The 23,308-nt window shown below is 63.8% G+C and carries 20 protein-coding genes; 4 read left to right on the forward strand and 16 right to left on the reverse strand.

Translation table 11 applies throughout. The annotated features are described in order from the left end of the window. The first annotated feature begins 61 nt into the window (after positions 1–61). Positions 62–1,204 (forward strand): alpha-D-ribose 1-methylphosphonate 5-triphosphate diphosphatase, encoded by a 1,143-nt coding sequence (locus tag F8A10_RS13205; RefSeq protein ID WP_029371978.1) that lies wholly within the window; start codon positions 62–64, stop codon positions 1,202–1,204. 49 nt (positions 1,205–1,253) lie between these two features. Here the strand turns inward: F8A10_RS13205 and F8A10_RS13210 are convergent, their stop codons facing one another. The 6 genes from F8A10_RS13210 to F8A10_RS13235 form a co-directional block, all read right to left on the reverse strand. Then, positions 1,254–2,885, reverse strand: a complete 1,632-nt coding sequence (locus F8A10_RS13210; protein ID WP_010395925.1) for an alpha-D-glucose phosphate-specific phosphoglucomutase — start codon at positions 2,883–2,885, stop codon at positions 1,254–1,256. Between the two features lie 177 nt (positions 2,886–3,062). Beyond that, entirely contained in the window at positions 3,063–3,914 is an 852-nt protein-coding gene (gene nadC, locus F8A10_RS13215; protein WP_152367548.1) for a carboxylating nicotinate-nucleotide diphosphorylase, read from the reverse strand. Then, positions 3,911–5,476 (reverse strand): L-aspartate oxidase, encoded by a 1,566-nt coding sequence (locus tag F8A10_RS13220; protein ID WP_152367549.1) that lies wholly within the window; start codon positions 5,474–5,476, stop codon positions 3,911–3,913. Before F8A10_RS13220 ends, nadC begins: the two co-directional genes overlap by 4 nt. Positions 5,477–5,479: 3 nt before the next feature. Then, a complete protein-coding gene (gene nadA / locus F8A10_RS13225) occupies positions 5,480–6,532 on the reverse strand; it encodes a quinolinate synthase NadA (protein ID WP_085501830.1) in 1,053 nt (350 codons plus the stop codon). Positions 6,533–6,718: 186 nt separating this feature from the next. Beyond that, positions 6,719–7,354 (reverse strand): aminotransferase class IV family protein, encoded by a 636-nt coding sequence (locus F8A10_RS13230; RefSeq protein ID WP_085501829.1) that lies wholly within the window; start codon positions 7,352–7,354, stop codon positions 6,719–6,721. Further along, entirely contained in the window at positions 7,312–8,439 is a 1,128-nt protein-coding gene (locus F8A10_RS13235) for an aminodeoxychorismate synthase component I (protein ID WP_264675566.1), read from the reverse strand. The genes F8A10_RS13230 and F8A10_RS13235 overlap by 43 nt, the downstream gene beginning before the upstream one ends. A gap of 753 nt (positions 8,440–9,192) precedes the next feature. Here F8A10_RS13235 and F8A10_RS13240 point away from each other — a divergent pair. After that, a complete protein-coding gene (locus F8A10_RS13240) occupies positions 9,193–9,624 on the forward strand; it encodes a hypothetical protein (protein ID WP_152367551.1) in 432 nt (143 codons plus the stop codon). A gap of 315 nt (positions 9,625–9,939) precedes the next feature. Here the strand turns inward: F8A10_RS13240 and F8A10_RS13245 are convergent, their stop codons facing one another. After that, positions 9,940–10,470: a Gfo/Idh/MocA family protein gene (locus F8A10_RS13245; RefSeq protein ID WP_152367552.1), complete on the reverse strand. Its 531-nt coding sequence runs from the start codon at positions 10,468–10,470 to the stop codon at positions 9,940–9,942. 28 nt (positions 10,471–10,498) lie between these two features. Between F8A10_RS13245 and F8A10_RS13250 the strand changes: the two genes are divergently transcribed. After that, positions 10,499–11,062 carry a hypothetical protein gene (locus F8A10_RS13250; RefSeq protein ID WP_152367553.1) on the forward strand — a complete coding sequence of 188 codons (564 nt, stop codon included), beginning with the start codon at positions 10,499–10,501 and terminating at the stop codon, positions 11,060–11,062. Here the strand turns inward: F8A10_RS13250 and F8A10_RS13255 are convergent. The 5 genes from F8A10_RS13255 to F8A10_RS13275 all read right to left on the reverse strand — a co-directional run bounded on the left by F8A10_RS13255 (position 11,052) and on the right by F8A10_RS13275 (position 15,854). Beyond that, positions 11,052–11,675 (reverse strand): SCO family protein, encoded by a 624-nt coding sequence (locus tag F8A10_RS13255; protein ID WP_085501825.1) that lies wholly within the window; start codon positions 11,673–11,675, stop codon positions 11,052–11,054. The genes F8A10_RS13250 and F8A10_RS13255 overlap by 11 nt on opposite strands. Continuing rightward, positions 11,665–12,636, reverse strand: coding sequence for a DUF1775 domain-containing protein (locus F8A10_RS13260; protein ID WP_152367554.1), 972 nt, complete (start codon positions 12,634–12,636; stop codon positions 11,665–11,667). Before F8A10_RS13260 ends, F8A10_RS13255 begins: the two co-directional genes overlap by 11 nt. 69 nt (positions 12,637–12,705) lie before the next feature. Next, positions 12,706–13,113, reverse strand: coding sequence for a DUF2946 family protein (locus F8A10_RS13265; RefSeq protein WP_152367555.1), 408 nt, complete (start codon positions 13,111–13,113; stop codon positions 12,706–12,708). Positions 13,114–13,166: 53 nt separating this feature from the next. Further along, complete coding sequence (locus F8A10_RS13270) at positions 13,167–14,819, reverse strand: ABC transporter permease (RefSeq protein ID WP_152367556.1); 1,653 nt, start codon at positions 14,817–14,819, stop codon at positions 13,167–13,169. A 21-nt stretch (positions 14,820–14,840) separates the two neighbouring features. Then, entirely contained in the window at positions 14,841–15,854 is a 1,014-nt protein-coding gene (locus F8A10_RS13275; protein WP_010394479.1) for a Fe(3+) ABC transporter substrate-binding protein, read from the reverse strand. A 92-nt stretch (positions 15,855–15,946) separates the two neighbouring features. On the opposite strand from F8A10_RS13275, the gene F8A10_RS13280 reads away from it, so the two are divergent. After that, positions 15,947–17,062 (forward strand): ABC transporter ATP-binding protein, encoded by a 1,116-nt coding sequence (locus F8A10_RS13280; RefSeq protein ID WP_152367557.1) that lies wholly within the window; start codon positions 15,947–15,949, stop codon positions 17,060–17,062. 3 nt (positions 17,063–17,065) lie between these two features. On the opposite strand, the gene F8A10_RS13285 is transcribed toward F8A10_RS13280, so the two are convergent. Genes F8A10_RS13285 through nirB form a run of 4 tightly spaced genes read right to left on the reverse strand, consistent with a single transcriptional unit; the run spans position 17,066 to position 23,297 of the window. After that, entirely contained in the window at positions 17,066–19,669 is a 2,604-nt protein-coding gene (locus F8A10_RS13285) for a nitrate reductase (protein ID WP_152367558.1), read from the reverse strand. Positions 19,670–19,677: 8 nt separating this feature from the next. Further along, positions 19,678–20,520, reverse strand: a complete 843-nt coding sequence (locus tag F8A10_RS13290) for a formate/nitrite transporter family protein (RefSeq protein ID WP_085501820.1) — start codon at positions 20,518–20,520, stop codon at positions 19,678–19,680. Positions 20,521–20,532: 12 nt separating this feature from the next. Further along, positions 20,533–20,868, reverse strand: coding sequence for a nitrite reductase small subunit NirD (nirD, locus tag F8A10_RS13295; protein WP_152367559.1), 336 nt, complete (start codon positions 20,866–20,868; stop codon positions 20,533–20,535). Then, entirely contained in the window at positions 20,865–23,297 is a 2,433-nt protein-coding gene (gene nirB, locus F8A10_RS13300; RefSeq protein ID WP_010394468.1) for a nitrite reductase large subunit NirB, read from the reverse strand. The genes nirD and nirB overlap by 4 nt, the downstream gene beginning before the upstream one ends. Positions 23,298–23,308 lie beyond the last annotated feature (11 nt).

Genomic DNA, 23,308 nt, shown 5'->3' on the forward strand with positions numbered 1-23,308 from the left:
GCAAGCCGATCCGCCACCCCTTGCCTGCACCTTTCGCCTGCCCGCAACCTCAAGGCCCACCATGACCCGCACCATCCTCGCCAATGCCCGCCTGATCCTGCCTGATACCGTGACGACCGGCGCACTTATCATCGAGAATGGTGTCATCACAGCGATCGAGCCCGGCGAGATTGTCCCGACGGGGGCCGAGGATCTGCAAGGCGATTTCCTCGCCCCCGGCATGGTCGAGCTGCATACCGACAACCTTGAACGTCACCTGCGCCCGCGCCCTGGCGTGGATTGGCCCCATGCTAATGCCATCCTCGCCCATGATGCCGAGCTGGCAGGCTGTGGCATCACCACGGTCTTTGATGCGATGCGCGTGGGCTCGATCCCGAATAATGGACCGGACAAGGATTACGAGAAATATGCCCGCGCGCTTGCCCATGAACTGGCCGCGCTGCGTGAAAAAGATGTGCTGCGGATCAGTCATCTGCTGCATCTGCGTGCAGAGGTCTGCTCAGAGACCCTGCTGGCCGAACTGGACGAATTCGGCCCCGAGGACCGCGTCGGTATCATCAGCCTGATGGACCATACCCCCGGTCAGCGTCAGTTCCGCGATATCAGCAAGCTCGCCCAGTATGTGCAGGGCAAGTACAAACTGTCGGACGAGGAATTCGCCCGGCATGTCGCAAGACTGCGGGATTTGCGTGCCCGTTTCGGCGACCAGCACGAGGCAGCGGCGGTCGAGATCGCGCATCGTCTGGGCGCGGTACTCGCCAGCCATGACGACACCACCGCCGAACATGTCGTGACTTCGGCAGGTCATGGGGTGCGGCTGGCAGAGTTCCCGACCACGCCCGAGGCGGCGGCCGCATGCCACGCTCATGGCATCATGGTGATGATGGGGGCGCCGAACCTGATGCGTGGCGGATCGCATTCCGGCAATGTCTCGGCAGCCGAACTGGCACGGGCCGGGCATCTGGACATTCTGTCCTCGGATTATGTGCCCTCGGCTTTGCTGGCCGGGGCGCTGATCCTTGCGCGGATCTGGGATGACCTGCCCCGTGCCATCGCAACTGTAACCCGAAACCCGGCCAAGGCTGCGGGCCTTGCAGATCGCGGCCGTATCGCGCCGGGGCTGCGGGCCGATCTGATCCGATTCTCAATGATGGGCGAAACCCCGGTCATGCGCGGAACATGGGTGCGCGGCCAAAGGGTCTGAACACCGGCAGTGGACAAGGGCGGCGGGGACACCCCGCCGCCGCAAGGTCTCAGGTAATCACATCGGGCCGGGGCCGGCCGGTACGGGCGCGGATACCGGCGATTTCCTCGGCGGCTGTGATGATCGGGGCCAGTGCCGCTTGCGGATCGTCTTTCATCCGGGCCGGATCAGTCTCGACCCGCTCAAGATAGACGCGCAGGGTCGCGCCTTCGGTCCCGGTGCCCGACAGGCGCATTACGATGCGCCCACCACCTTGGGTCATGATCCGCAGGCCCTGACGTTCGGTCCGCGAACCATCCACCGGGTCATCATAGGCAAACTCATCCGCCGCCTCGATACGCAGGCCGGCAATGGTCTGGCCCGGCAGTTCGGACAGACGGGCGCGCAATGCCTCCATCAGCTCCGAGGCCGCGCCGGCATCAACCGCCTCGTAATCGTGGCGCGAATAATAGTTGCGGCCGAATTTCGCCCAGTGATCAGCCATGACCTCGGCAACCGACTGACGGCGCTCGGCAAGCACGTTCAGCCAGAACAGCACCGCCCACAAGCCGTCCTTTTCCCGCACATGATCCGAACCGGTTCCGGCGCTTTCCTCGCCGCAAAGCGTGGCGCGGTCGGCGTCAAGCAGATTGCCAAAGAACTTCCATCCGGTCGGGGTTTCGCAGCAGGCAAGGCCCAGGCTTTCGGCCACGCGGTCCAGCGCACGCGAGGTCGGCATCGAACGGGCAACCCCCTTCAGCCCCTTGGCATAGGCAGGCACCAGCGTCGCGTTGGCGGCAAGTACCGCAAGGCTGTCCGAAGGCGTCACATAGCAATTCCGCCCGACGATCATGTTGCGGTCGCCATCCCCGTCCGAGGCAGCGCCGAAATCCGGCGCATCGGCGCCAAACATTACATCCATCAGATCCTTGGCCCAGATCGGGTTGGGATCGGGATGACCGCCGCCGAAATCGGGGCTAGGCACGGCATTGACCACCGAACCCGCAGGCGCCCCCAACGCGCCCTCAAGTATCGCCTTGGCATAGGGGCCGGTGACGGCATGCATGGCGTCAAAGCGGATGCGGAAACCATCGCCAAACAGCGCCCGGATCTTGTCAAAATCAAAGATCGAGCGCATCAGCTCGGCATAATCGGCGACCGGATCGACGACCTCGACCTCCATCCCGCCAAGGGTCGTTGTACCGGGGGTGGAAAGATCGACGTCCTGTGCATCCAGGATGTGATATTCACCAAGCGTCTTGCTGGCGGCAAAAATCGCCTCGGTCACCGGCTCGGGCGCGGGGCCGCCATTGGCGGTGTTGTATTTGACGCCGAAATCCTCATTCGGGCCGCCGGGGTTGTGGCTGGCCGACATGATAATGCCGCCATCTGCCTTGCGCAGCCTGATCAGATGCGAGGCGGCGGGGGTCGACAGCAGTGCATTCTGCCCGACGATCACCTTTTTCGCGCCGCTCGCCGCAGCCATGCGCAGGATCACCTGCGCGGCGCGGTCGCTGAAATAGCGCCCGTCCCCACCCAGAACATAGGTCTTACCCGACGCGCCCCCGGTACCGTTCCAGATCGCCTGCACGAAATTTTCCAGATAATGCGGCTGCATAAAGACCGGGGTCTTCTTGCGCAGGCCGGACGTGCCGGGCTTTTGGCCCTCAATGGGCCGGGTCGGGACGGTATGAACGGTCATGGACCTCTCCTTAACGTTCTTGGTCGGGCGGGATGCTGGCAGCCAGCACGACTAAGGGCAATGGTTGGAAATCACCAGCTATCAAGGCCCGGCGCAACAGCCTGTGTGGCTATGCGCCGGGCAGGCAACAGGTGCATGGGCAGGATCCCGCGCAGGGCGGCGACATGGCTCTGTGTCTCAGAAATCCAGGCCCAGATCCAGCGTGCGTGCCGAATGGGTCAGCGCCCCGACCGAGATATAGTCAACACCCGTCGTCGCCACCTCGGCGATACGGGCAAGTCTCATATTGCCCGACGCCTCCAGCACCACGCGGCCCTGTGCCATCACTACCGCCTCGCGCAGATCCTCGGTCCGCATATTGTCAAGCAGAACGACATCGGCACCGCCTTCGTCCAGTACCTCGGCAAGCTGGTCAAGGCGGTCAACCTCGATCTCGACCCGCATCATATGCGAGGCGCGCGCCTTGACCGCCTGCAACACCGGCCGAATGCCGCCCGCCGCGGCGATATGATTGTCCTTGATCAGGATCGCATCCGACAGACTGAAACGGTGGTTGAAACCGCCGCCATGCAGCACCGCCTGTTTCTCGACCAACCGCAGACCCGGAGTGGTCTTGCGCGTGCAGGTGATGCGCGCCCGGGTGCCCGCCGTCTCGGCCACGAAAGCCGCCGTCTGGGTCGCAATACCGGAAAGGCGGCCGGCAAAGTTCAGCGCCACCCGCTCGGCCGATAGGATCGAGGCGGCCTCGCCCTCGATCTCGGCCAAGGTATCGCCCGGCTGAAAGGGGCTGCCGTCAGAATGATGCAGCCGCCAGACAAGGCTCGGGTCGATCAGCCGAAAGGCGATGGCGGCCAGCTGCATGCCCGAGGCAATGCCCGCCTCGCGTGCCACGATCCGTGCCCGATAGTGGGTCCCGGCCGGGATCACCGTGCGGGTGGTGATATCGCCATAGGTGCCCAGATCCTCGGTCAGTGCGGCCCGTACCAGGGGCTCAAGGATCATCTCGGGCAGCGGGGGCATGTCGGTCATGTCGTCTCCGGTTCAAGCGAGGCGCGCAAGGCCAGCGCCTGCGCCAGCGTCAGGCGCGAGCGGCGGCCCTCGGCCATGGTCTGCGGGAAATCGGTGCGGCAATGCGCCCCCCGGCTTTCCTGCCGCATCAGCGCCGCCGCAGCGATCAGGGTCGCGGTTGCGGTCATGTTCAAAAGCGCGGGGCAATCAGGTTGGGCAGCCTCGATGGCAGCAATCTCGCGCAGGCAGCGGGCAAGGCCACCGGCGTCGCGCAAGACGCCTGCGCCCTCGGTCATGGCACGGCGCAGCCGGGCGACCAGCGCAGGATCGGGCACCGTGCCCGGAGGCAAATCGGGCAACAGGACCTGTGGTTCATCCTGCACAGGAACTGGTTGCGCCTCAATCGAAAGCGCGCAGCGGCGGGCAAAGACCAGCGCCTCAAGCAGCCCGTTCGAGGCCAGCCGGTTTGCACCATGCAGCCCGGTCGAGCTGGCCTCGCCACAGACCCAAAGCCGGTCTAGGCTGGCCCTGCCATCATCATCCACCGCGATGCCGCCCATATGGTAATGCGCGGCGGCAGCGACCGGGATCGGCTCGCGCGTGGGGTCGATGCCCGCCCTGGCACAGGCCTCGGCCACAGCGGGAAAATCGGTGAGGAGGCGCGGCCCAAGGCAGGCCCGGGTGTCAAGCATCGGCCGCAGCCCTGCCTGAGTCTGGGCATAAATGGCGCGGGCCACCACATCGCGTGGCGCAAGCTCGGCATCGGGGTGGATCGCCGGCATGAACCGCTCACCCAGACGGTTGATCAGATGCGCCCCCTCACCCCGCAGCGCCTCGGTCGCCAGGGGCGCGGGATCTTCGCCGCAATCAATCGCAGTCGGATGAAACTGGACAAATTCGGCATCGGCGATTTCCGCCCCGGCCCGCGCCGCCATGCCGATCACCTGTCCGCGAATGCGCGAAGGGTTGGTCGTCAGCGCGTAAAGCCCGCCCGAGCCGCCGCCCGCCAGCAGCACCGCCGGGGCGCGGATGCGCAAAGGGGCCGAACCTTGCGGACCGGAAAGCGCCACCTCGACCCCCGTCACGGCGCAGTTTTCGACCGACAGGCCAGTTGCAATCACGCCCTCAAGCACCTGCACCGAGGGCGTCTCGCGCACGCAGGCGACGAGGACGCGCATGATTTCCGCCCCCGCCTGATCCCCGCGCACGCGCACGACGCGGGCAAAGCTGTGCGCCGCCTCACGCGACATGACATAGCCGCCGTCCGGCCTGCGGTCGAACGGCGTGCCAAGCGTGGTCAGGTCAAGGATATGGGCGCGGGCCTCTTGGGTGACGCGGTGGGCAACCTCGGGATCGACGGTGCCCGCACCCGCAATCAGCGTGTCGCGGGCATGGGCGGCAGGGCTGTCGGCGGGGTCCATGGCCGCAGCCACCCCGCCCTGCGCCCAAGCCGAACTGGCCCCCTGCCCCAGCACCTCGGGCGAGATCATCAGCACAGGGCGCGGCGCCAGTTTCAGCGCCGCATAAAGCGCGCCCAGCCCGGCGCCGACGATGACGACGCGGCCGGTCGAGACCTCGCGCATGCGTCAGGCCGCCAGGCGTTGCGACAGGTCGATCATACGCTGGACCGAAAGGCGCGCGCGTGCGGCGATTTCGGGGTCCACCTCGACCACTCCGGTCATGGTGTGCAGCGACCAGAGCACCTTTTCCAGCGTGATCTTTTGCATATAGGGGCACATGTTGCAGGGGCCCAGGAACTCGACGTCCGGGTTAGCGTCCGAGATGTTCGAGGCCATCGAACATTCGGTGACCAACATCACCTGCCGGGGCTGCTCACGTTCGACCCAGTCCTGAATACTGGCGGTCGAGCCGGCATAATCGGCCTCGGCCACCACCTCGGGCGGGCATTCAGGGTGGGCGATAATCTTCAGCCCCGGGTTCCACGAGCGAAAATCCCGCAGATCCTGCGCAGTAAAGCGTTCATGCACAACGCAAGCCCCGTCCCACCAGACGATCCGCTTTTGCGGGACCTGCCGGGCGACATTCTGTGCCAGCCACTTGTCAGGCGTCATGATGATCGTATCGCAGTCCAGCGCCGCAACGATCTGCGCCGCATTGGCAGAGGTGCAGCAAATGTCCGAGGCAGCCTTTACCTCGGCCGTGGTGTTGACATAGCTGACCACCGGCGCATCCGGGAAACGGGCGCGCATTTCAGCGATCCCCTCTGGGGTGATGCTTTCGGCAAGCGAGCAGCCGGCCTCCATATCAGGCATCAGCACGGTCTTTTGCGGGTTCAGGATCTTTGAGGTCTCGGCCATGAAATGCACGCCGCATTGGACGATCACCTCGGCCTCGACCCTGGTCGCTGCGATGGCAAGCGCAAGGCTGTCGCCCACGACATCCGAAATACCGTGATAGATCTGGGGCGTCATATAGTTATGCGCCAGCACGACGGCATTACGCTCTTTCTTGAGCTTGTTGATCGCGGCGACATAGGGGGCATGAATTGCCCAGTCCGGCCATGGCATGACACGGCCCATGCGCGCATGGATATCGGCCATACGCTCGGCCAGTTCGAGCGAGGGCTCAAGATCGTAATGCGAGCCAAGCTCGCTGCGGATGGTCGTCAGATCGAGCATTCGGTCCCCCCTGCTCTGCCCGCGGCGCGGTCCCTCCGATGCGATGCGGTCAGCCTGATGCCAAAGCCGCCCCCGCCCGTGAGTCGGGTTTCCTAACGGATGGAGGTCACTCGGGCAATGCAAATGCGACAGTTAGGTAACAAGGCCCAGGCCGCTGATCCCCGGACGAAAGCCCCCCGTCGCGCCCTATCCCACCCAGACCGCCGGGATCAGGCCGCGCAGCGCATTGCCGACCCATAGCCTGAGATGGGGCATATCCGCAGCCAGCAGCAACTCTTCACGGCATTCCCCGCTGGCAAGCATCTGGCCGCGCAGGACACCCGGCAACAGGCCTGAGGCAAGCGGCGGCGTGCGCATACCCTGTCCGCGATCAAAGAACAGCGTGGTGATTGTGCCGTCGCAAACCTCACCCCGCTCGTTAAGAAAAATCACCTCGTCGATCCCTTTGGGCAAAGCGGCGCGGGCAGCATCGTAATGCGCCCGCCGCGTGGTCTTGAGCCGCAGCCACGGATCGTCCGAAGACAGCCGGGTCCCGGCCAGTGCCAGCCGCCACTCGGGCCGCGATCGGGGCAGCGCCGCCTGCGTCACCTCAATCCGCCCGGCGTGGTCGAGGGTCAGGCGCAGCCGCGCAGGCTGGCCCCACGGGGCGACCAGTGCCGCGCGCGCCGCCCGCAGATCGCATGGCCAGCCAAGCGCGCGCGCACCCGAGGCAAGACGGGCCAGATGCCCTTCGATCCGGGGGCATTGGATGCCGTCCCACAGCACCGTCTCGATCAGCCTCAGGTCGGGGTCGCCAGATGCTGCGCGTAGCCCGCTTTCCATAATGCCTCCTCCCATTCGCCCTCGGCGGTCGAATCCTGGACGACGCCGCCGCCGACATTCAGGATGACCTCTCCATCGGGCCAGATCGACAGGGTCCGGATCGCGACCGAGAAACACGCCCTCCCATCCGGCGCCATCCAGCCGATCGAACCGCAATAGACGTCGCGAGGGTATGGTTCGACCTCGCGGATGATCTGCATGGCCCGTATTTTGGGCGCACCGGTGATCGATCCGCAGGGAAACAGCGCCCGCATCAGCTCGCCCAGCTCGGCCGGACGCGCAAGCTGACCAGTCACGCGCGAGCTCATCTGATGGACAGTGGCAAAGCTGTCCACGGCGAAAAGCTCGGGCACCCGCACCGAGCCGACATGCGAAATGCGGGCAATATCGTTGCGCAAAAGATCGACGATCATCAGGTTCTCGGCCCGGTTCTTTTCCGAGGCGGCAAGCCCCGCCGCCAGCGCCGCGTCCCGCAGCGGATCGGGATCTCGCGGGGCCGTGCCCTTCATCGGCCGCGCCTCGATCCTGCCTTGCGCATCGAGGCGAAAGAACAGCTCGGGCGAGCGTGAAACCACCACCGGCCCCACCCCAAGGTCGACATAGGCACCAAACCCCACCGGCTGCCGCGCGGCCAGCGCCGCGTAAAGTTCAAGCGGGGTGCCTGCCACCAGGCACGAGCGGATCGGAAAGGTCAGGTTGATCTGATAGCAATCCCCCGCCCCGATATAGTCGAGCGTACGGGCAAAGGCCGCGGCATATTCCCCTTGCGAGATCATCGGCTGCAAGGGCGCAAGCCGTGCGCCATCGCCGGATGGCAGCGCGGGCGCGGGCACGGGCGCGGCAAAGGCGGCAAAGACCATCAACGGCGCACGGCGGTCGGCGGGCATATCAGCGGTCAGCACCGGCTCCAGCGCATAGCCCAGCTCATAGGACAGCCAGCCCGCGATCCACGCCCCCCGCCGACGCAGATCCTCAAGCCGGGAAAGCGCGGGGGCGGCGTCCTCGGCGCGGGTCACTACCACGACTTCCTGCGGGTCCTGAAACAGGACCGGCCCGCTCTCAGGACCGAATTCGCAAAGGATCACACATGCCTCCATTCCTGCGCCGCGAGGTAGCACAGGCGCGGCGACAGGAACAATGGCCGGCAAAGGAACCGACGCGACAACAACAGTGGACGCCGGGGCGATTATAGCGCGAGCGACACCCAGGCTCGATTGCGCCGGCCTGAGCGCAGGCAGACATCGACGAAGATGACGCCCTCAAGCCCCTCACGAATAGCGGGAAAGATCACCGCCGGATTGGGCCGACTACCCGATCGGCGGGTGGGGAATGGCGCGCGTCGCCTAGGCATGGATATTGGCAAACCCCTCCTGACAGCCCCCGAGTGGCCGATGGAGATGCGGATCTGATGCGCGGCATCTGATCCGCGCGACAGGCGATGGCGCGGCTGATCCAACTGTGTGACCCACTGGATTCCAGTCGCAAACTGACGAAACTATACGGTGCTGGAATGCACGGAATATTTCCGGACAGAGAGAAATCCAAGGACTATATCGAGAGGGCTCTTTGGGCGAGGACCGAGGTCGTCGCGGCGATTCGACGGGCGTTACGAGATCGACAGAAGCACAGTTTCCCGATAGCCGTCTCCGAGAAATTATATTCCGGAATGGAACAGAAAAACTGAAATCGCAAAGAGCCAATCGCATCAGTGTGACGCAGAAAACACGAGAGCTGATGGCCAGCCAGTTTGCGCCATTGCAGCAAGACAGACCAAACTATAGAATCGTATTGATAACGTCTGGTATCAGCGATCCGCAAAAAACATTCAGGAATTGCTCATGCAAATGAATATTCGATTCTTGATTGCGTCGGCGGTGGCGCCCTTGCTGCCACCTCTTCTGATTGTCATCTCGGCATCGGCAACAGGCGTTCACAAAAGCGGATTGGGCTTTGCATTATTATTTTCCGCTGTTTTTAGTTATTCTGGCTTGGGTATCCTTGGTTTCCCGGGCCTCTACTTTCTGCAAAAAAGCAAAGCTCTCTCTGTCATCAGCTTGACAGCATATGGTGCCGTCGCAGGAAGCGTCGTCTATGTTGCTTTTCTATCCTTATTCGCTCTGGCAATGGGGGTAGCAGGGACAGAGGGGATACTCAGCAGCATATTATTTGGCGCCCTTGCTGGCGCATGCCTGGGGGCAGGAGTGGCGCTAATCTTTGGCTGGATTTCAGGCATAAGATTTCTGAACAATAAGACAAATCCATCAATATAATTGGGATCCTTGCGCCCTTCGATACCAGCGAGGTTGAAGGCATGGGCACCCCGCCCGCCACTGATCTGCCAAGACGGATGCGGGAGGGGCGCACGGCGACGGCGGGAACGGTCTGCGTCATCACACTTTCCCTGACGAAGGCTCCGGCGGCGGCCGGGAAAAAGGAAGCCGCCCCCGGATCGGTATGGTCCTGAACAGCGCGGCTGAGCTCAGCCTCGGCCAAGAACTGCTCAGCCCGGTCCGGCAGACGTTGCCGCGCCGCAGGCAAAATCGGGATCAGCCACCCCCTCGCCGCGGATCGCGGCGGTAAAACGCTCATAAACCATCGGGCGGGCGGACGTCCGACCTCATGCCAGGCCGCAGCCTCAAGGGAACAGACAGGCGCGCAACCGCGCTCACGCAGATCTTGAAACTGACTTCAAGCCCGTCCCGATCGCGAGAGAGGCGCAGGCGCAGGTCGTTGTGATGCCCGCTTGCAAACCGCGTCGCCGCCATCGTCCCCAGCGCGCCGTTGCGCAGCATGATCCGCATGGTCGCGCTGCCATTGGCGTCAAGCACATAGTCCCCGATCCGCCTACCCGGCACCTTGTCAAAGACCTTGAGCAGGCAGGATACCTGCGCCGCGTCCTGACCGGAAATGCAGGTCGCAAAATCAAGGATATGGATACCGACACCGCCCGGACCGCCCCTGAAGCCATGGGCGGTCGAATCCCGCCGCAGCCATTTCAGATCCGTCCTCCAATGGCCCCATACAGGCTGGGTCAGCCAGCTTTGCAGACAGATTGCCCCGGAATGGCGGATTTCGCCATTTTTACCGGCACGGACCGCGGCGGCAAACTGGTACACTCTTCCAGAGTTTCACGAGCTCCTTGAAATGCCGGGCCTGTTTGTCGACCCCACCCGCGACATAGAACAGCCCGTCAGCAACGGCAGGCATTGCGATACTGCCCATCAGGGCAGCCAGCACAACGTGACGCAAATCGCTCCGACGTGCTTTTTCCATTATTTCCCTCCCCTTCTCCAGGATCTCTCTGCGCGAGCCGCAGATGGCCCTGATTTTTCGGTGGCCCTGGCCCGCGCAACCCCCAGTCCGAAACCTTTCGGGAATTTCCGAAACCATCTGGCGTATTCGGTCAGTAGTTCTGACATCGTCATTCATACGGCCACCCCACCCGGCATGAGACGCGCAAAAACCTCTGCATTCTCCGACAGAATCCGCACAGTTTCCTGCAAGGAGGAATGCAAACTATCCTACAGCGGAAAATCATACGCTAACATCCAGCAATCACCCCTGTGGGAACAGCAGCGTGAGGGCCTGCCAAAACATTTCGGAAACAGAAAGGCCGACCCAGACAGGATCGGCCAAAGTCTATGTGCAAGAAAGACGGCGCCGCATCCCATAGCGGCGCCGGAAAAGCTTTTGCAGATCAGCTGTTGAGCAGCTTGCGCAGGCTTGCGAGGGCGCGCTCACGTTCTTCCTGATAGCCGATCAGCCCGGCGTAATCGCCATTGGCATCGAAAAGCAGCATGGTCGAGGAATGGTCCATCGTGTAATCGCCGCTCTCCATCGGGGATTTGCGGGCATAGATGCGGAAAGCCTTGATCGCCTTGGCCACCTCTTCCGGAGCCCCCGAGACACCGATCACGCCCGGCACCCACGAGACGTATTCGCGCAGCGTCTCGACCGAGTCACGCTCGGGATCGACGGTGACGAAAAAGACCCGCAGCGCCTTGCCGTCCTCGCCCAACTCTTCCTGCCAGCTGGCCACATCGCCCAGGGTCGTCGGGCAGACATCGGGGCAATGGGTAAAGCCAAAGAACACCGCCGAGGGCTGGCCCTTCAACGACGCCTGGGTGAACTCCGTCCCCTCGGTCGTGGTCAGGCTGTATTCGCCGCGCCCCAGCGCGGCCGCCCCGGTATCAGCGATCGAGCCAGTCCCCGACCGGGGCGAGACAAGCTGGAACCAGCCTACCCCCAGCACGGCCAGAGCCACCAGCGCCCAAAGAACATAGCGCAGGGGTTTCAGCCCGGATTTGTGTTCAGTGGCCATGATGTGCGTTCCCCTTGTCTTCGGTGCCGGCATTGCGGGGACCAACCCGCAGCGGCAGAGTGACTTCGCCCGCTTTCTCGAATTTCAGCGTGACATTGACCGTCTCGCCCTCGACCAGCGGCTGTTTCAGCTCCATGAACATCAGGTGATAACCGCCGGGCTTAAGTTCAACCGTTTCACCGGCGGGAATAGTCAGGCCCTCCGGCAGCTGGCGCATCCGCATGACCTCGCCCTCCATCGCCATCTCATGGATCTCGGCGCGGCCGGCAAAATCGACGCTGGCCGATATCAGCCGATCCCCGGCTCCGGCATTGGCTATGGTCACGAACCCGCCAGCGACCGGCGCGCCAGGAGGTGTGGCGCGGCTGAAGCCGTTGCTCAGCGTCAGATCACCCAGCTTGATCGCGCCATCATCCGCCGCAGCATTATGGCCGCCGTGCCCGTGATCGCCCTTGCCAGCGGTGACGGTAACACCTGGCGCAGGATTCGGAACCTCTTTGCTGCCCGAGACATCGGTCCAGTCCTCGCGGCCATTCGCGCATTCCTGCACCGTTTTGAAATACAGCACCGTCTCGGGCGCGATATCAGCCCCGACCGTGCCGCGGATGACGAATTCATCGTACCAGTCATCCTGCAGATCGCCACCCGACCAGATCACCTCGCGTGTGCCTTCGGTCATCTCTTTGCCATGATTGTCAAAGGGTTTGGCATAGGGGCCCTTGACGGTTTCCAGCGTCCAGCCCGCCTTGGGCATCGGCTTGGCATTATAGAACCCCTCGGGCAGTTCGACGCGCAGGGTATTGGTTGCCTGACCCTCACAACCGTGACCGACGCGGATCACCGCACGATAAGTCGAGCCTGCCGAAACCTCTTTTTGCTCAAGCGTGGCGTGGGAAAGGGCGGGAGTGGCAGCAAGGCCAAGCAGCGTGGCGCAAAGCGCACGGAAAACATGGTTTTTCATGACATATCTCATCTGATGGGAATTGCCCCCGAACCTCATGGTCACAGGGTTTTGCAGCAAATATCTCCGTCAGATGATCGCAGGCGGCCCCCGTGCCGAGGGTAAAAGCAGCATCCCGCCATGCGGCAGGGCGGCAGGCGCAGGCCAAAGCGCAAGCCGTGCCTCGGCCGCCTGCGGCAGGGCCATGGGGGCCGAACCCGAACCAAGCAAAGGCTGGCCATGCGGGCTCCAGTCGCATGTGTGATGATCGCCGTGCGGCGCCTGTTCTTTGGGGATCAGACTGCCGTCGGAGGCGACAGCCATCTCGACCAGCCCGACGCCCGAACATAGCACGACGGTAATTCCGCCCTGCGCATCGCGGCTTAGCATGGTGCCCGGCAGAATCAGCGAGAACAGCAGGAACGGCAGAACCGCCAGCCAGCAGCACAGCCGCCGCAGCGCGTCCTTTCTTGACCGATATGCGTCCCTGACCTGCATAGGGGCAGCCCTGTCAGAAATCTGCGTTCCGGAAAAGGGGCAATCTGCCGCAGTCACCGTCTGATCGTCCGTGCCAGAACCATGACCGGCAAGATGCCGATCACCACGATGATCAGCGCCGCGATAGCAGCATCCTCATAAGTGCCGCGCGCTGCCTCGCCGTAAAGATGGGTCGAAAGCGTCTCGAAATTCAGCGGCCTCAGCAACAAGGTCGCGGGCAGCTCTTTGACGCAATCGACAAAGATCAGCAGCCCCGAGGCTGCAAGCGCCGGGCGTGAGATCGGCACATGAACCTGTCGGAACACCTGCACCGGATTGCGCCCCAGCGTGCGTGCCACATGGTCAAGCGAACGCGGCACCCGGCTAAGCCCCGCCTCGATCCCTCCGGTAGCGATGGCCAGAAAGCGCGCGGCATAGGCATAGATCAGCGCCGCGCCAGAGCCCAGCAGCAGCAACCCGGGTGCCGCACCGAACAGCGTCTGCGACACCGCCGAGATCTGACGGTCGACCAGCGCAATCACCGGTAAAAGGCCGATTGCCAGAATGGTCCCCGGCACTGCGTAACCCAGTGTCGAAAGCCGCGCCATGCTTTGGGTCAAGAGGCCGGGCCGCAGCCGCGCCGCCCCCGTCACAACCAGCCCCAGCAGCAGCGCAACCAGCGTCGCCACAACGGCGAAAAAGGCGGTGTTTGCAGCCTCTTCCAGAATGCGCGGCGACAGGCCGGCAAAACGGTAGCGGCTCCATGCTGCGGCCACCAGATAGCAGGCAGGGGCAACGAACCCCAGCATGATCGGCAGCGCGCAGACCAGCATCGCCCCCAAGGTCCGCCAGCCCCGCAGGCGCGTACGGCGCAGGGGCTGGCTGCGCTGCGCTCCGGCGGCATAGTGCTGACGCTTGCGGCCCCGGCGTTCAAGCAGCACCAGCGCCATGATGATCGCCAGCATCGCCAGTGCGATCTGCGCCGCCCCCGGCAGATCCGAGCGGTTGATCCACGTCGAATAGACCGAAACGGTCAGCGTGCGCACGCCCAGAAACTCGGCCGCGCCGATATCGTTCATCGCCTCCATCAGCGCCAGCGCGGTGCCGATGGCCACTGCTGGCCGCGCCAAGGGCAAGGTAACGCGCAGAAAGGTCGCAACCGGCCCGGCGCCCAGCGTCCGACCTGCGTCCAGCAGGTTGCCGGCCTGCATGGCAAACAGCGCCCGCACCGGCAAATAGACATAGGGGTATAGCACCATCCCCAGCAGAAAGATGCAGCCCGGCATCGAGCGGATATCGGGCAGGCGGAACTCTCTCGGGCTGGAATAGCCAAGCAAATGGCGGATCGCCCCCTGCACCGGCCCAACCGGGTGCAGAAGGTCCAGATAAGCATAGGCGACGATGTAGGTCGGCACAGCCAGCGGCAAAAGCAGCGCCCAGCCGAAAAACCGCCGCCCCGGGAAATCGCACGAGGCAACCAGCCATGCCGTTACTGTGCCAAGGGTGGCGACGATGATACCGACCCCCAGCAGCAGGATCACCGTCTGTTGCACCGCCACCGGCAGCACATTGCTGATCAGATGCGTCCACAGTCCCGGACTGCCCTGCAGTGCAAAAAGCCCCAGCGCAAGCACAGGCAATAAAACCAGCGCGGCGACAGCTATAGCTGCCGCCTGCCAGCCTGCCCCCGCGCGATCACGGGGGCTTTGCACCAGTTCAGGGTTCATCCGGTCGGTGCCTGCAGGGTCTTAGTTGTCGAAGCCCACCGCCTCGGCCAGTTCGCTCGCAGCTTTGCGCTGACGGGCGATCTCGGTCAGATCGGTGCCATCGGCTTTCAGGCCGGCCAGATCCTCGATCACCGGGCTGACCGCGACACCGGCTTTGACCGGATATTCAAAGTTCGCTTCGGCATACAGTTTCTGCGCATCGTCCGAGACCAGATATTCCAGCAGCTTGACCGCCTGATCACGGTTCGGCGCATGTTTGGCCACAGCCGCACCCGAGACGTTCACCTGAGTGCCGCCGTTTTCAAAGGTGGGCAGGATGACCTTGATCGCCTTGACCCATTCCTCTTGTTCGGGACCACCGGCGCCACTGCGCATCAGGCCAACGTAATACGAGTTCGCAATGCCGATTTCGCAAATGCCGCCCATGATGTCGCGCGCCACATCGCGGTCGCCACCGCCAGCCTTGCGGGCAAGGTTAGCCTTGACGCCTTCAAGCCAGGTTTTAGCGGCCTCTTCGCCGTGATGGACGATGTAAGAGGCGGTCAGCGCGACGTTATAGGGATGCTGGCCGGAACGGATGCAGACCTTGCCCTTCCATTCGGGCTTGGCTAGATCCTCATAGGTAAAGCTGGTCAGATCCAGATCCTTGTTGGCGTAAAGTACCCGCGCCCGCTGCGACAATGCAAACCAGTTGCCATCCTTGTCGCGCAGATTTTCGGGGATCGCGGCGCTCAGGGCCTCGGATTGCACCGGCTGGGTCAGGCCGCGATCAGCCAGATCGACCAGATTGCCGATATCGACGGTCATCAGCACATCGGCGGGCGAGGCCGCACCCTCTTGCTCGACCCGCTCGGCCATCCCGTCCTTAAGGAAGATCGTATTGACCTTGACCCCGGTCGATTCGGTGAAGGACGCCAGCAGCGGCTCGATCAGATTCGGCTCGCGCGTGGTGTAAAGGTTCAGTTCCTCAGCACTTGCAGCCATCGCCTGCGCTGCCAGCAGCGCCCCGATCAGCCCGGATAGTCCAACACGCATCACCAGTCCTCCTTGCGATTTCTCGACACGTTTACTAAACTTATTACTAAAGTAAACTATTCTCATCCGGTTACGGTCACGAAGGGGGCCCGATGAACCAGTTCGCCAGCCCTCCTGAATGGGCGAGCCAGGTGGATGTTCGGGGGCTGGCCGCGCAGGCCGCCCCGCAAGATCCCATGCTGGAGGTCGAGGCGCTTTGCCGCCGCTTTGGTGACACCCCTGCCGTTCAGGATGTCGGCTTTCGCGTCGTGCGTGGTCAGGTGACCTGTCTGCTTGGCCCTTCGGGCTGTGGCAAGTCGACGACGCTGCGTATGATCGCGGGGATCGAGCAGCCCGATTCCGGGCGCATCCGCATCGACGGCCGCCCCATGTGCGACACGGGCACCTTTCTCCCGCCCGAGCGGCGCCCGGTTGGCCTGATGTTTCAGGATTTCGCGCTGTTTCCGCATCTCGACGTCGCCGCCAATGTCGGCTTTGGCCTGCAAGGCCCGGCGGCAGACAGACGCAACCGCGTGGGTGAACTGCTGGAGCGCGTGGGTCTGTCGGGCTATGCGACGAAGTACCCTCATGAGCTTTCGGGGGGTGAACAGCAGCGCGTCGCGCTGATCCGCGCGCTGGCGCCGCGCCCTTGCCTGATGCTGATGGATGAGCCCTTTTGCAGCCTCGACAACCGGCTGCGCGACGGCGTGCGCGATGCGGCGCTGGACCTTCTTCGCGAAACCGGGACGACCGTACTGATGGTCACCCACGACCCCGAAGAGGCGATGTTGATGGGCCATCGCATTGCCGTCATGCGCGAAGGACGGCTTGTCCAGGAGGGCCCGCCGCAGGATCTTTACGACCGCCCGGCGGATCGCGGCGTTGCTGCCTTCTTTTCCGATCTTAACACACTTGCAGGACGTGTGTCAGGCGGCCGGGTTGAAACCGCACTGGGGGCATTCCCTGCCCCCGGTCTTATCGAAGGCAGCCGGGCCGAGGTTGTCATTCGCCCGCAACACCTGATCCCCTCGCATATGGACGGAGCACCGGCGCGGGTCAAGCGTGCCCGCTATCTGGGCCGCGAAAGCCTGATCGAAACGCGGCTTGAGCCCGGAGGCGCGCTGATGAAATCGCGCGTCCCCGGTCTGGTCCTGCCCGCCCAAGGCAGCCTGATCCACCTTGCCGTCCAGCACGGCGCGGCAATGGTCTTTGCCAGCAAGGACAGCTGAGCCTTATTGTGCTGCCTCACGGCAGGCCACACCGGCATCAAGCAGCGCCCGGATCTCGGGCCGGCATGAACCGCAATTGGTACCCGCGCGCAACGCCTGCCCGACCGCCTCGACCGAGGTCAGGCGGCGACTGGCGATCGCTTTGACTATACTGTTGACGCCGATACCGAAACAGGCACAGACAAGCGCCCCCTCATCCGGGCGGCCGGCTCCGGGGCGGCCAGCCAGCACCTCGGCACCACCCTCGCAAAGCAGTGCCGTGATATGGCTTCGCGACAGGGCCACCGGCTCGGCCGCAACGAATAACGCCGCCTGCAAGCGGCCATCGCGCAGAAAGGCCAGCCGCACCTGGCCGCGTGCGCGGTCGTGCACGACCAGCGGCTCATCCTCCAGGCCAAACAGGGCCCGGGCATGGTCGGTCCAGTCCGCAGGCGGCTCTCGCCCAGCCAATTCGGCCTGCACGCCATTGGGCAGGATCGCCCGCGCCCAATAGTCGCAGTCGGGTCGTATCTCAGCAGCAGAAACGGCAAAACCGAACCAGCGCGCCGCGAACGGCCTGATCGCCACCGCCGCCGATTTCAGCGCCGGCTGGCCCGAGACCGGATCCGTCGCGCCCGGCACCAGCGCATCAACCCGGCCCGTGGGCGCGGTCTCGCCCGTCCAATGCATCGGCGCAAAAGGATGCCCTGGCGCGACGCGGTCGCTGACCAGCACGCGCAACACCGCGCTTCCATGTGCATTGGTCACCTCGGCAAGGGCTGCAGGTTGCAGGCCCAGTTGGGCAGCGTCGGTCGGATGCAGCTCGAGATAAGGTTCGGCCAGATGCCGGGACAGGCGCGGTGACAGGCCGGTGCGGGTCATCGTGTGCCAATGATCGCGCACCCGACCGGTGTTCAGCCGGAACGGATAGGCCTCACTGACCGGCTGCGGGGGGCGCGGCGTAACCGCGACCATCCGCCCGCGCCCCGAGGGCGTGTGAAAGCGCCCGTCGCCAAAGAACCGCCCGCCTTGCTTTGTGGCCGATTGTGGCCAAAGGAACGGCTCAAGCGCATCATATTGCGCCACGCTGATCCCGGCATGAGCCGAGATATCAAAATCGCTACCGAGACCCGCCGCCACGCCCGACAAGGCCGCGTATTCGGCAAAGACCTGCGCCGGGTGCTGCCAGCCAAAGGATGCGCCCCAGCCCATACGCCGCCCGACCTCGGCAAGGATGCGCCAGTCGTCCCGCGCCTGTCCGGGCGGGGTAAGAACGCGGCGCTGGCGACTGATGCGGCGTTCGGAATTTGTCACCGTACCGTCCTTTTCACCCCAGCCGGTCGCAGGCAGGGCGACATGCGCAAACCGCATGGTGTCAGTCTGTGCCATGATGTCCGAAACAACAACAAAATCGCAGCCCGCGATGGCACGGGCGACGCGGTCAGCCTCGGGCAGGGTTACGGCGGGGTTCGTGCAGATGACCCACAGCGCCTTGATGCGCCCCTCTTCGACGGCGCGAAACATATCCACGGCCTTCAGCCCAGGGCGCTGCGCCATGCGCGGGGCGTTCCAGAAGGTACGCACCGCCTCTCGATGGTCAGGGTTCCCGATCTCAAGGTGACAGGCCAGCATATTGGCCAGCCCGCCGACCTCGCGCCCGCCCATGGCATTGGGCTGACCTGTGACGCTGAAGGGTCCCATTCCCGGCCGGCCGATCCGCCCGCTGGCCAGATGACAGTTCAGGATCGCATTCACCTTGTCGGTGCCGCAGTCGGATTGATTCACGCCCTGCGACCAGACTGTCACCACCTTGTCGCTGTGCATCCACAGATCAAAGAACTGCCGCAACTGGCTATGCGCCAGCCCCGTCACAGCAGGGGAAGTGGCTCGCGCTGGCGCCAGCGCCTCTTGGATATTTTCAAGATCGTCGGGACAAACCTCTGATCTGCGGCTGATTTCCGCAAGTAACAGGTTGAAAAGTGCGGCATCAGAACCCGGTGCGATTTGCAGATGCAGATCGGCGATATCACAGGTCGCGGTGCGGCGCGGGTCGATGACGATGACCCGCGTCCCCCGTGCTTCGCGCGCGGCCACCAGCCGCTGGTAAAGGACAGGATGGCACCAGGCGAGGTTTGAGCCGACAAGCACCACCGTATCGGCCAGCTCAAGATCCTCGTAAAGCCCGGGCACCGTGTCCGAACCAAAGGCGCGGCGATGCCCCGCAACCGCAGAAGCCATGCAAAGGCGCGAATTGGTGTCGATATTGGCCGAGCCGATATAGCCTTTCATCAGCTTGTTGGCGACATAGTAATCCTCGGTCAGAAGCTGACCCGAGACGTAGAAGGCGACCGAATCCGGGCCATGCGCAGCGATAGTTTCGCAAAAGCGGCGGGCAATGAGGTCCAGCGCCTCATCCCAGCCCGCCTCGCGGCCATGGATGCGCGGGGCACGCAGCCGGCCGCGATGGCCGGCCGTCTCGCCCAGGGCCGCGCCTTTGACGCAAAGCCGACCGCGGTTCGCCGGATGCGCGGGATCGCCCGCCACCGCAAGCCCGCCACCGCCATCAGGCGTCGCAAGCACGCCGCAACCGACGCCACAATAAGGACAGGTGGTGCGGATGGTCTGCATCGCGCGGCTCATTCAGCAGCTACCGGCAGCGGGTCGTCCCCCTCGGCCCCCCGGGCGGGCGCGGTCCGGTGATGGGTGGCGTAGATCATGGCACCGACAAAGGTCAGCCCGCCGACCAGATTGCCCAGAACCGTCGGTATCTCGTTCCAGATCAGGTAGTCGCCGATGGTGAACTGTCCGCCAAGCAACAGACCTGCCGGGAACAGGAACATGTTCACGATGGAATGTTCAAACCCCATGTAGAAAAACACAAGGATCGGCATCCACATGGCGATCACCTTGCCCGACACGCTGGTGGACATCATCGCCGCGACCACTCCGGTCGAGACCATCCAGTTGCACATCACCGCGCGGATAAACAGCGTCAGCATCCCCGCCGCGCCATGGGCCGCATAGCCCAGCGTACGCCCTTCGCCGATATGGCCGAGCTTTTCGCCGACCGCATTCGGGGCCTCGGAAAAGCCGAATGTGACGATGATCGCCATGAAAACCGCAACCGTAAAGGCTCCGGCGAAATTGCCGCAAAAGACCAGGCCCCAGTTGCGCATCATGCCGCCCGGCGTGACGCCCGCCCGGCGGTCGATCAGCGCCAGGGGCACAAGTGTGAACACCCCGGTCAACAAGTCAAAGCCCAACAGATACAACATGCAAAACCCGACCGGAAACAGCAGAGCCCCCAGCAGCGGCTCGCCGGTGTTCACGGTCACGGTGACCGCAAAGGCGGCCGCCAGCGCAAGGATCGCCCCGGCCATATAGGCGCGGATCAGCGTATCCCGGGTGGACATAAAAACCTTGGCCTCGCCCGCGTCGATCATCTTTTTGGCAAAATCGGCAGGATTTACATAGGACATGACAGACCTCCTTCAGGCAGCGTTGGAGCGAAAGACAAGTTCGGCGCTGATCAGAATGCGCCCCTGTTCAACGCGCACGGGCCAGGTGCGGACCGCACCTTCGTCGGCCCCCTGCGCCTGACCCGAGTTCATGTCGAAAACCCAGTTGTGCAGCGGACAGGTCACCCGGTCGCCATGGACGATCCCTTCGGACAGGGGGCCGCCTTTGTGTGGGCAGCGATCATCCAGCGCAAAAACGCGGTCGTCCATGGTACGAAATACCGCCACACAGCCATGAGCGGTGTGGATCACCCGCGCGCCCTGACGGGGAATGTCGTCAAGAGCTCCGATATCGACAAAGACGGTCATTCCGCGGCCTCCAGGGTCAGATCGGCAAGAGGCGCCCAGCGTGGCGTCTCGGTTGCGGTTGAATGTTCGGCCCAGGGGTCCTTGCGATAGACCGACTGGCTGATCTCGAAACGCTGCACGAGGGCATGGCGTGTGGGCAGATCCTCGATCTGGGCTTTCACCCAGTCGAGCCCGGCCTTCGCCACCCATTTGTAGGGCCGGTCCAGATAACGCGCATTCTCGCGGTATAGCTGAATAAAGGCGGTGATGATCTCGACCGCCTCATCTTCGGACGGGGTCGAGGCCAGATGCTCGGTCTCTTTCACCTCCATCCCGGCCGCGCCTGCGACGCTGATCTGATAGCCGCTGTCCACGCAGACCACGCCCACATCCTTGCACGTCGCCTCGGCACAGTTGCGCGGGCAGCCAGAGACACCCAGCTTTACCTTATGCGGCGTCCATGACCCCCAAAGCAGCTTTTCCAGCCGGATACCCAACCCGGTCGAATCCTGGGTGCCAAAGCGGCAGAACTCGCTGCCAACGCAGGTTTTGACCGTGCGCAGCCCCTTGGAGTAGGCATGGCCCGACACCAGCCCCGCCGCGTTCAGATCGGCCCAGATATGGGGCAGGTCCTCTTTGCGGACACCCAGCAGGTCGATGCGCTGGCCGCCGGTGACCTTGACCATGGGCACGGCGAATTTCTCGGCCGCATCGGCGATGGCACGCAGCTCGGCCGGGGTAGTGACGCCGCCCCACATACGCGGCACCACCGAATAGGTGCCGTCCTTTTGGATATTGGCGTGGTTTCTTTCATTGACGAAACGCGACTGGCGGTCGTCCTGATATTCCAGCGGCCATTCGGCCAGCAGGTAATAATTCAGCGCAGGCCGGCAAGAGTGGCAACCACCCACGGTTTTCCAGCCCAGTTCCTGCATGACCGCTGGGATGGACTTTAGCTCCATCGAGCGGATCAGCCGCCGCACGTCCTCATGGCTGTGGTCGGTGCATTTGCACATGCCTGCCGGTGCGGAAGCGGCGAACCCGTCACCAAGAACCAGCTTCATCACCTGCTCGACCAATCCCGAACAGGTTCCGCAGGAACCCGAGGCCTTGGTGCAGGCCCGCACCGCATCAAGGGAGGTGGCACCGTTCAGCACCGCCTCGGTGATCGTGCCTTTGCAAACGCCGTTACAGCCGCAAATCTCCGCCTCAGGCGGCAAGGCTGCAACGGCCGCCATAGGGTCCAGCCTGGACCCTCCCTGAAAGGCCGGGCCAAAGATAAGCGTATCGCGCATCTCTCCGACGTCGGTGGCGTCCTTCATCAGCCCGTAAAACCAGTTCCCGTCGGCGGTATCGCCATACATCACCACGCCGATGATGCGGTTTTCCCGCAGGACCAGCCGCTTGTAGATGCCTCGTCCGGGGTCGCGGAAAACGATGTCCTCGCGCCCCTCGCCCTCGGCGAAATCGCCGGCGCTGAACAGATCGCAGCCCGTCACCTTCAGCTTGGTCGCGGTCTGGACCGGCTGAAACAGGGCCTCTTTGCCCATAAGGGTCCGGGCCAGAACCTTGGCCTGATCGTACAGCGGCGCGACAAGGCCAAAAAGCTGGCCGCGATGCTCGACACATTCGCCCAAGGCAAAGATATGAGGATCGCTGGTGCGCAGAGCGTCATCAACGACGATACCCCGTTCGACCTCAAGATGGGCATCATTGGCCAGGCGCACCTCGGGCCGGATGCCGACGGCCATGCAGACCAGATCAGCAGGATAGACGGTACCATCCTCAAGCAGCACCGCCTCGGCCCGGCCATGGCCAAGGATCGCCTTGGTCGCGCCCTTGCAGTGGACCCTGATGCCGCGCCGCTCCAGATCGCGCTGCAACAGATAGCCGGCCGCGGGGTCAAGCTGGCGCTCCATCAGGTGCCCCATCAGATGAATGACGGTAACACTCGCCCCCCGCGCGGCCATGCCCGCTGCGGCCTCAAGCCCCAGCAGCCCGCCCCCGATCACCACTGCGTCCTTGCCAGCAACCCCGGCCTCGATCATCGCGTTGGTGTCTTCCAGATCGCGATAGGTCACGACGCCAGGCAGATCATAACCCGACACCGGGATAATGAATGGCGCCGAACCTGTGGCGATCACCAGCGCGTCATACGCGGCGCTGCTGGCATTGGAGTGGACCCTGCGGTTTGCGCGGTCGATGCGCACCACAGGCTCGCCAAAGCGGCAATCGACACCATGTGCGGCGTACCAATCCGCGTCATGGGTGACGATCTGCTCATAGGTCTTTTCGCCCGACAGGACCGGGGACAGCATCAGCCGGTTGTAATTGCCGCGCGGTTCGGCGTTGAACAATGTGACCTGCCATTCGCCCGGCGCGGCCTCAAACAGATGCTCCAGCAAACGGCCCGAGGCCATGCCAGCTCCGATGACGACAAGTTTCTTCATCGCAGGACTCC

Origin of the sequence: Paracoccus kondratievae (assembly GCF_009301415.1) — a bacterium.
Classification (GTDB): domain Bacteria; phylum Pseudomonadota; class Alphaproteobacteria; order Rhodobacterales; family Rhodobacteraceae; genus Paracoccus; species Paracoccus kondratievae.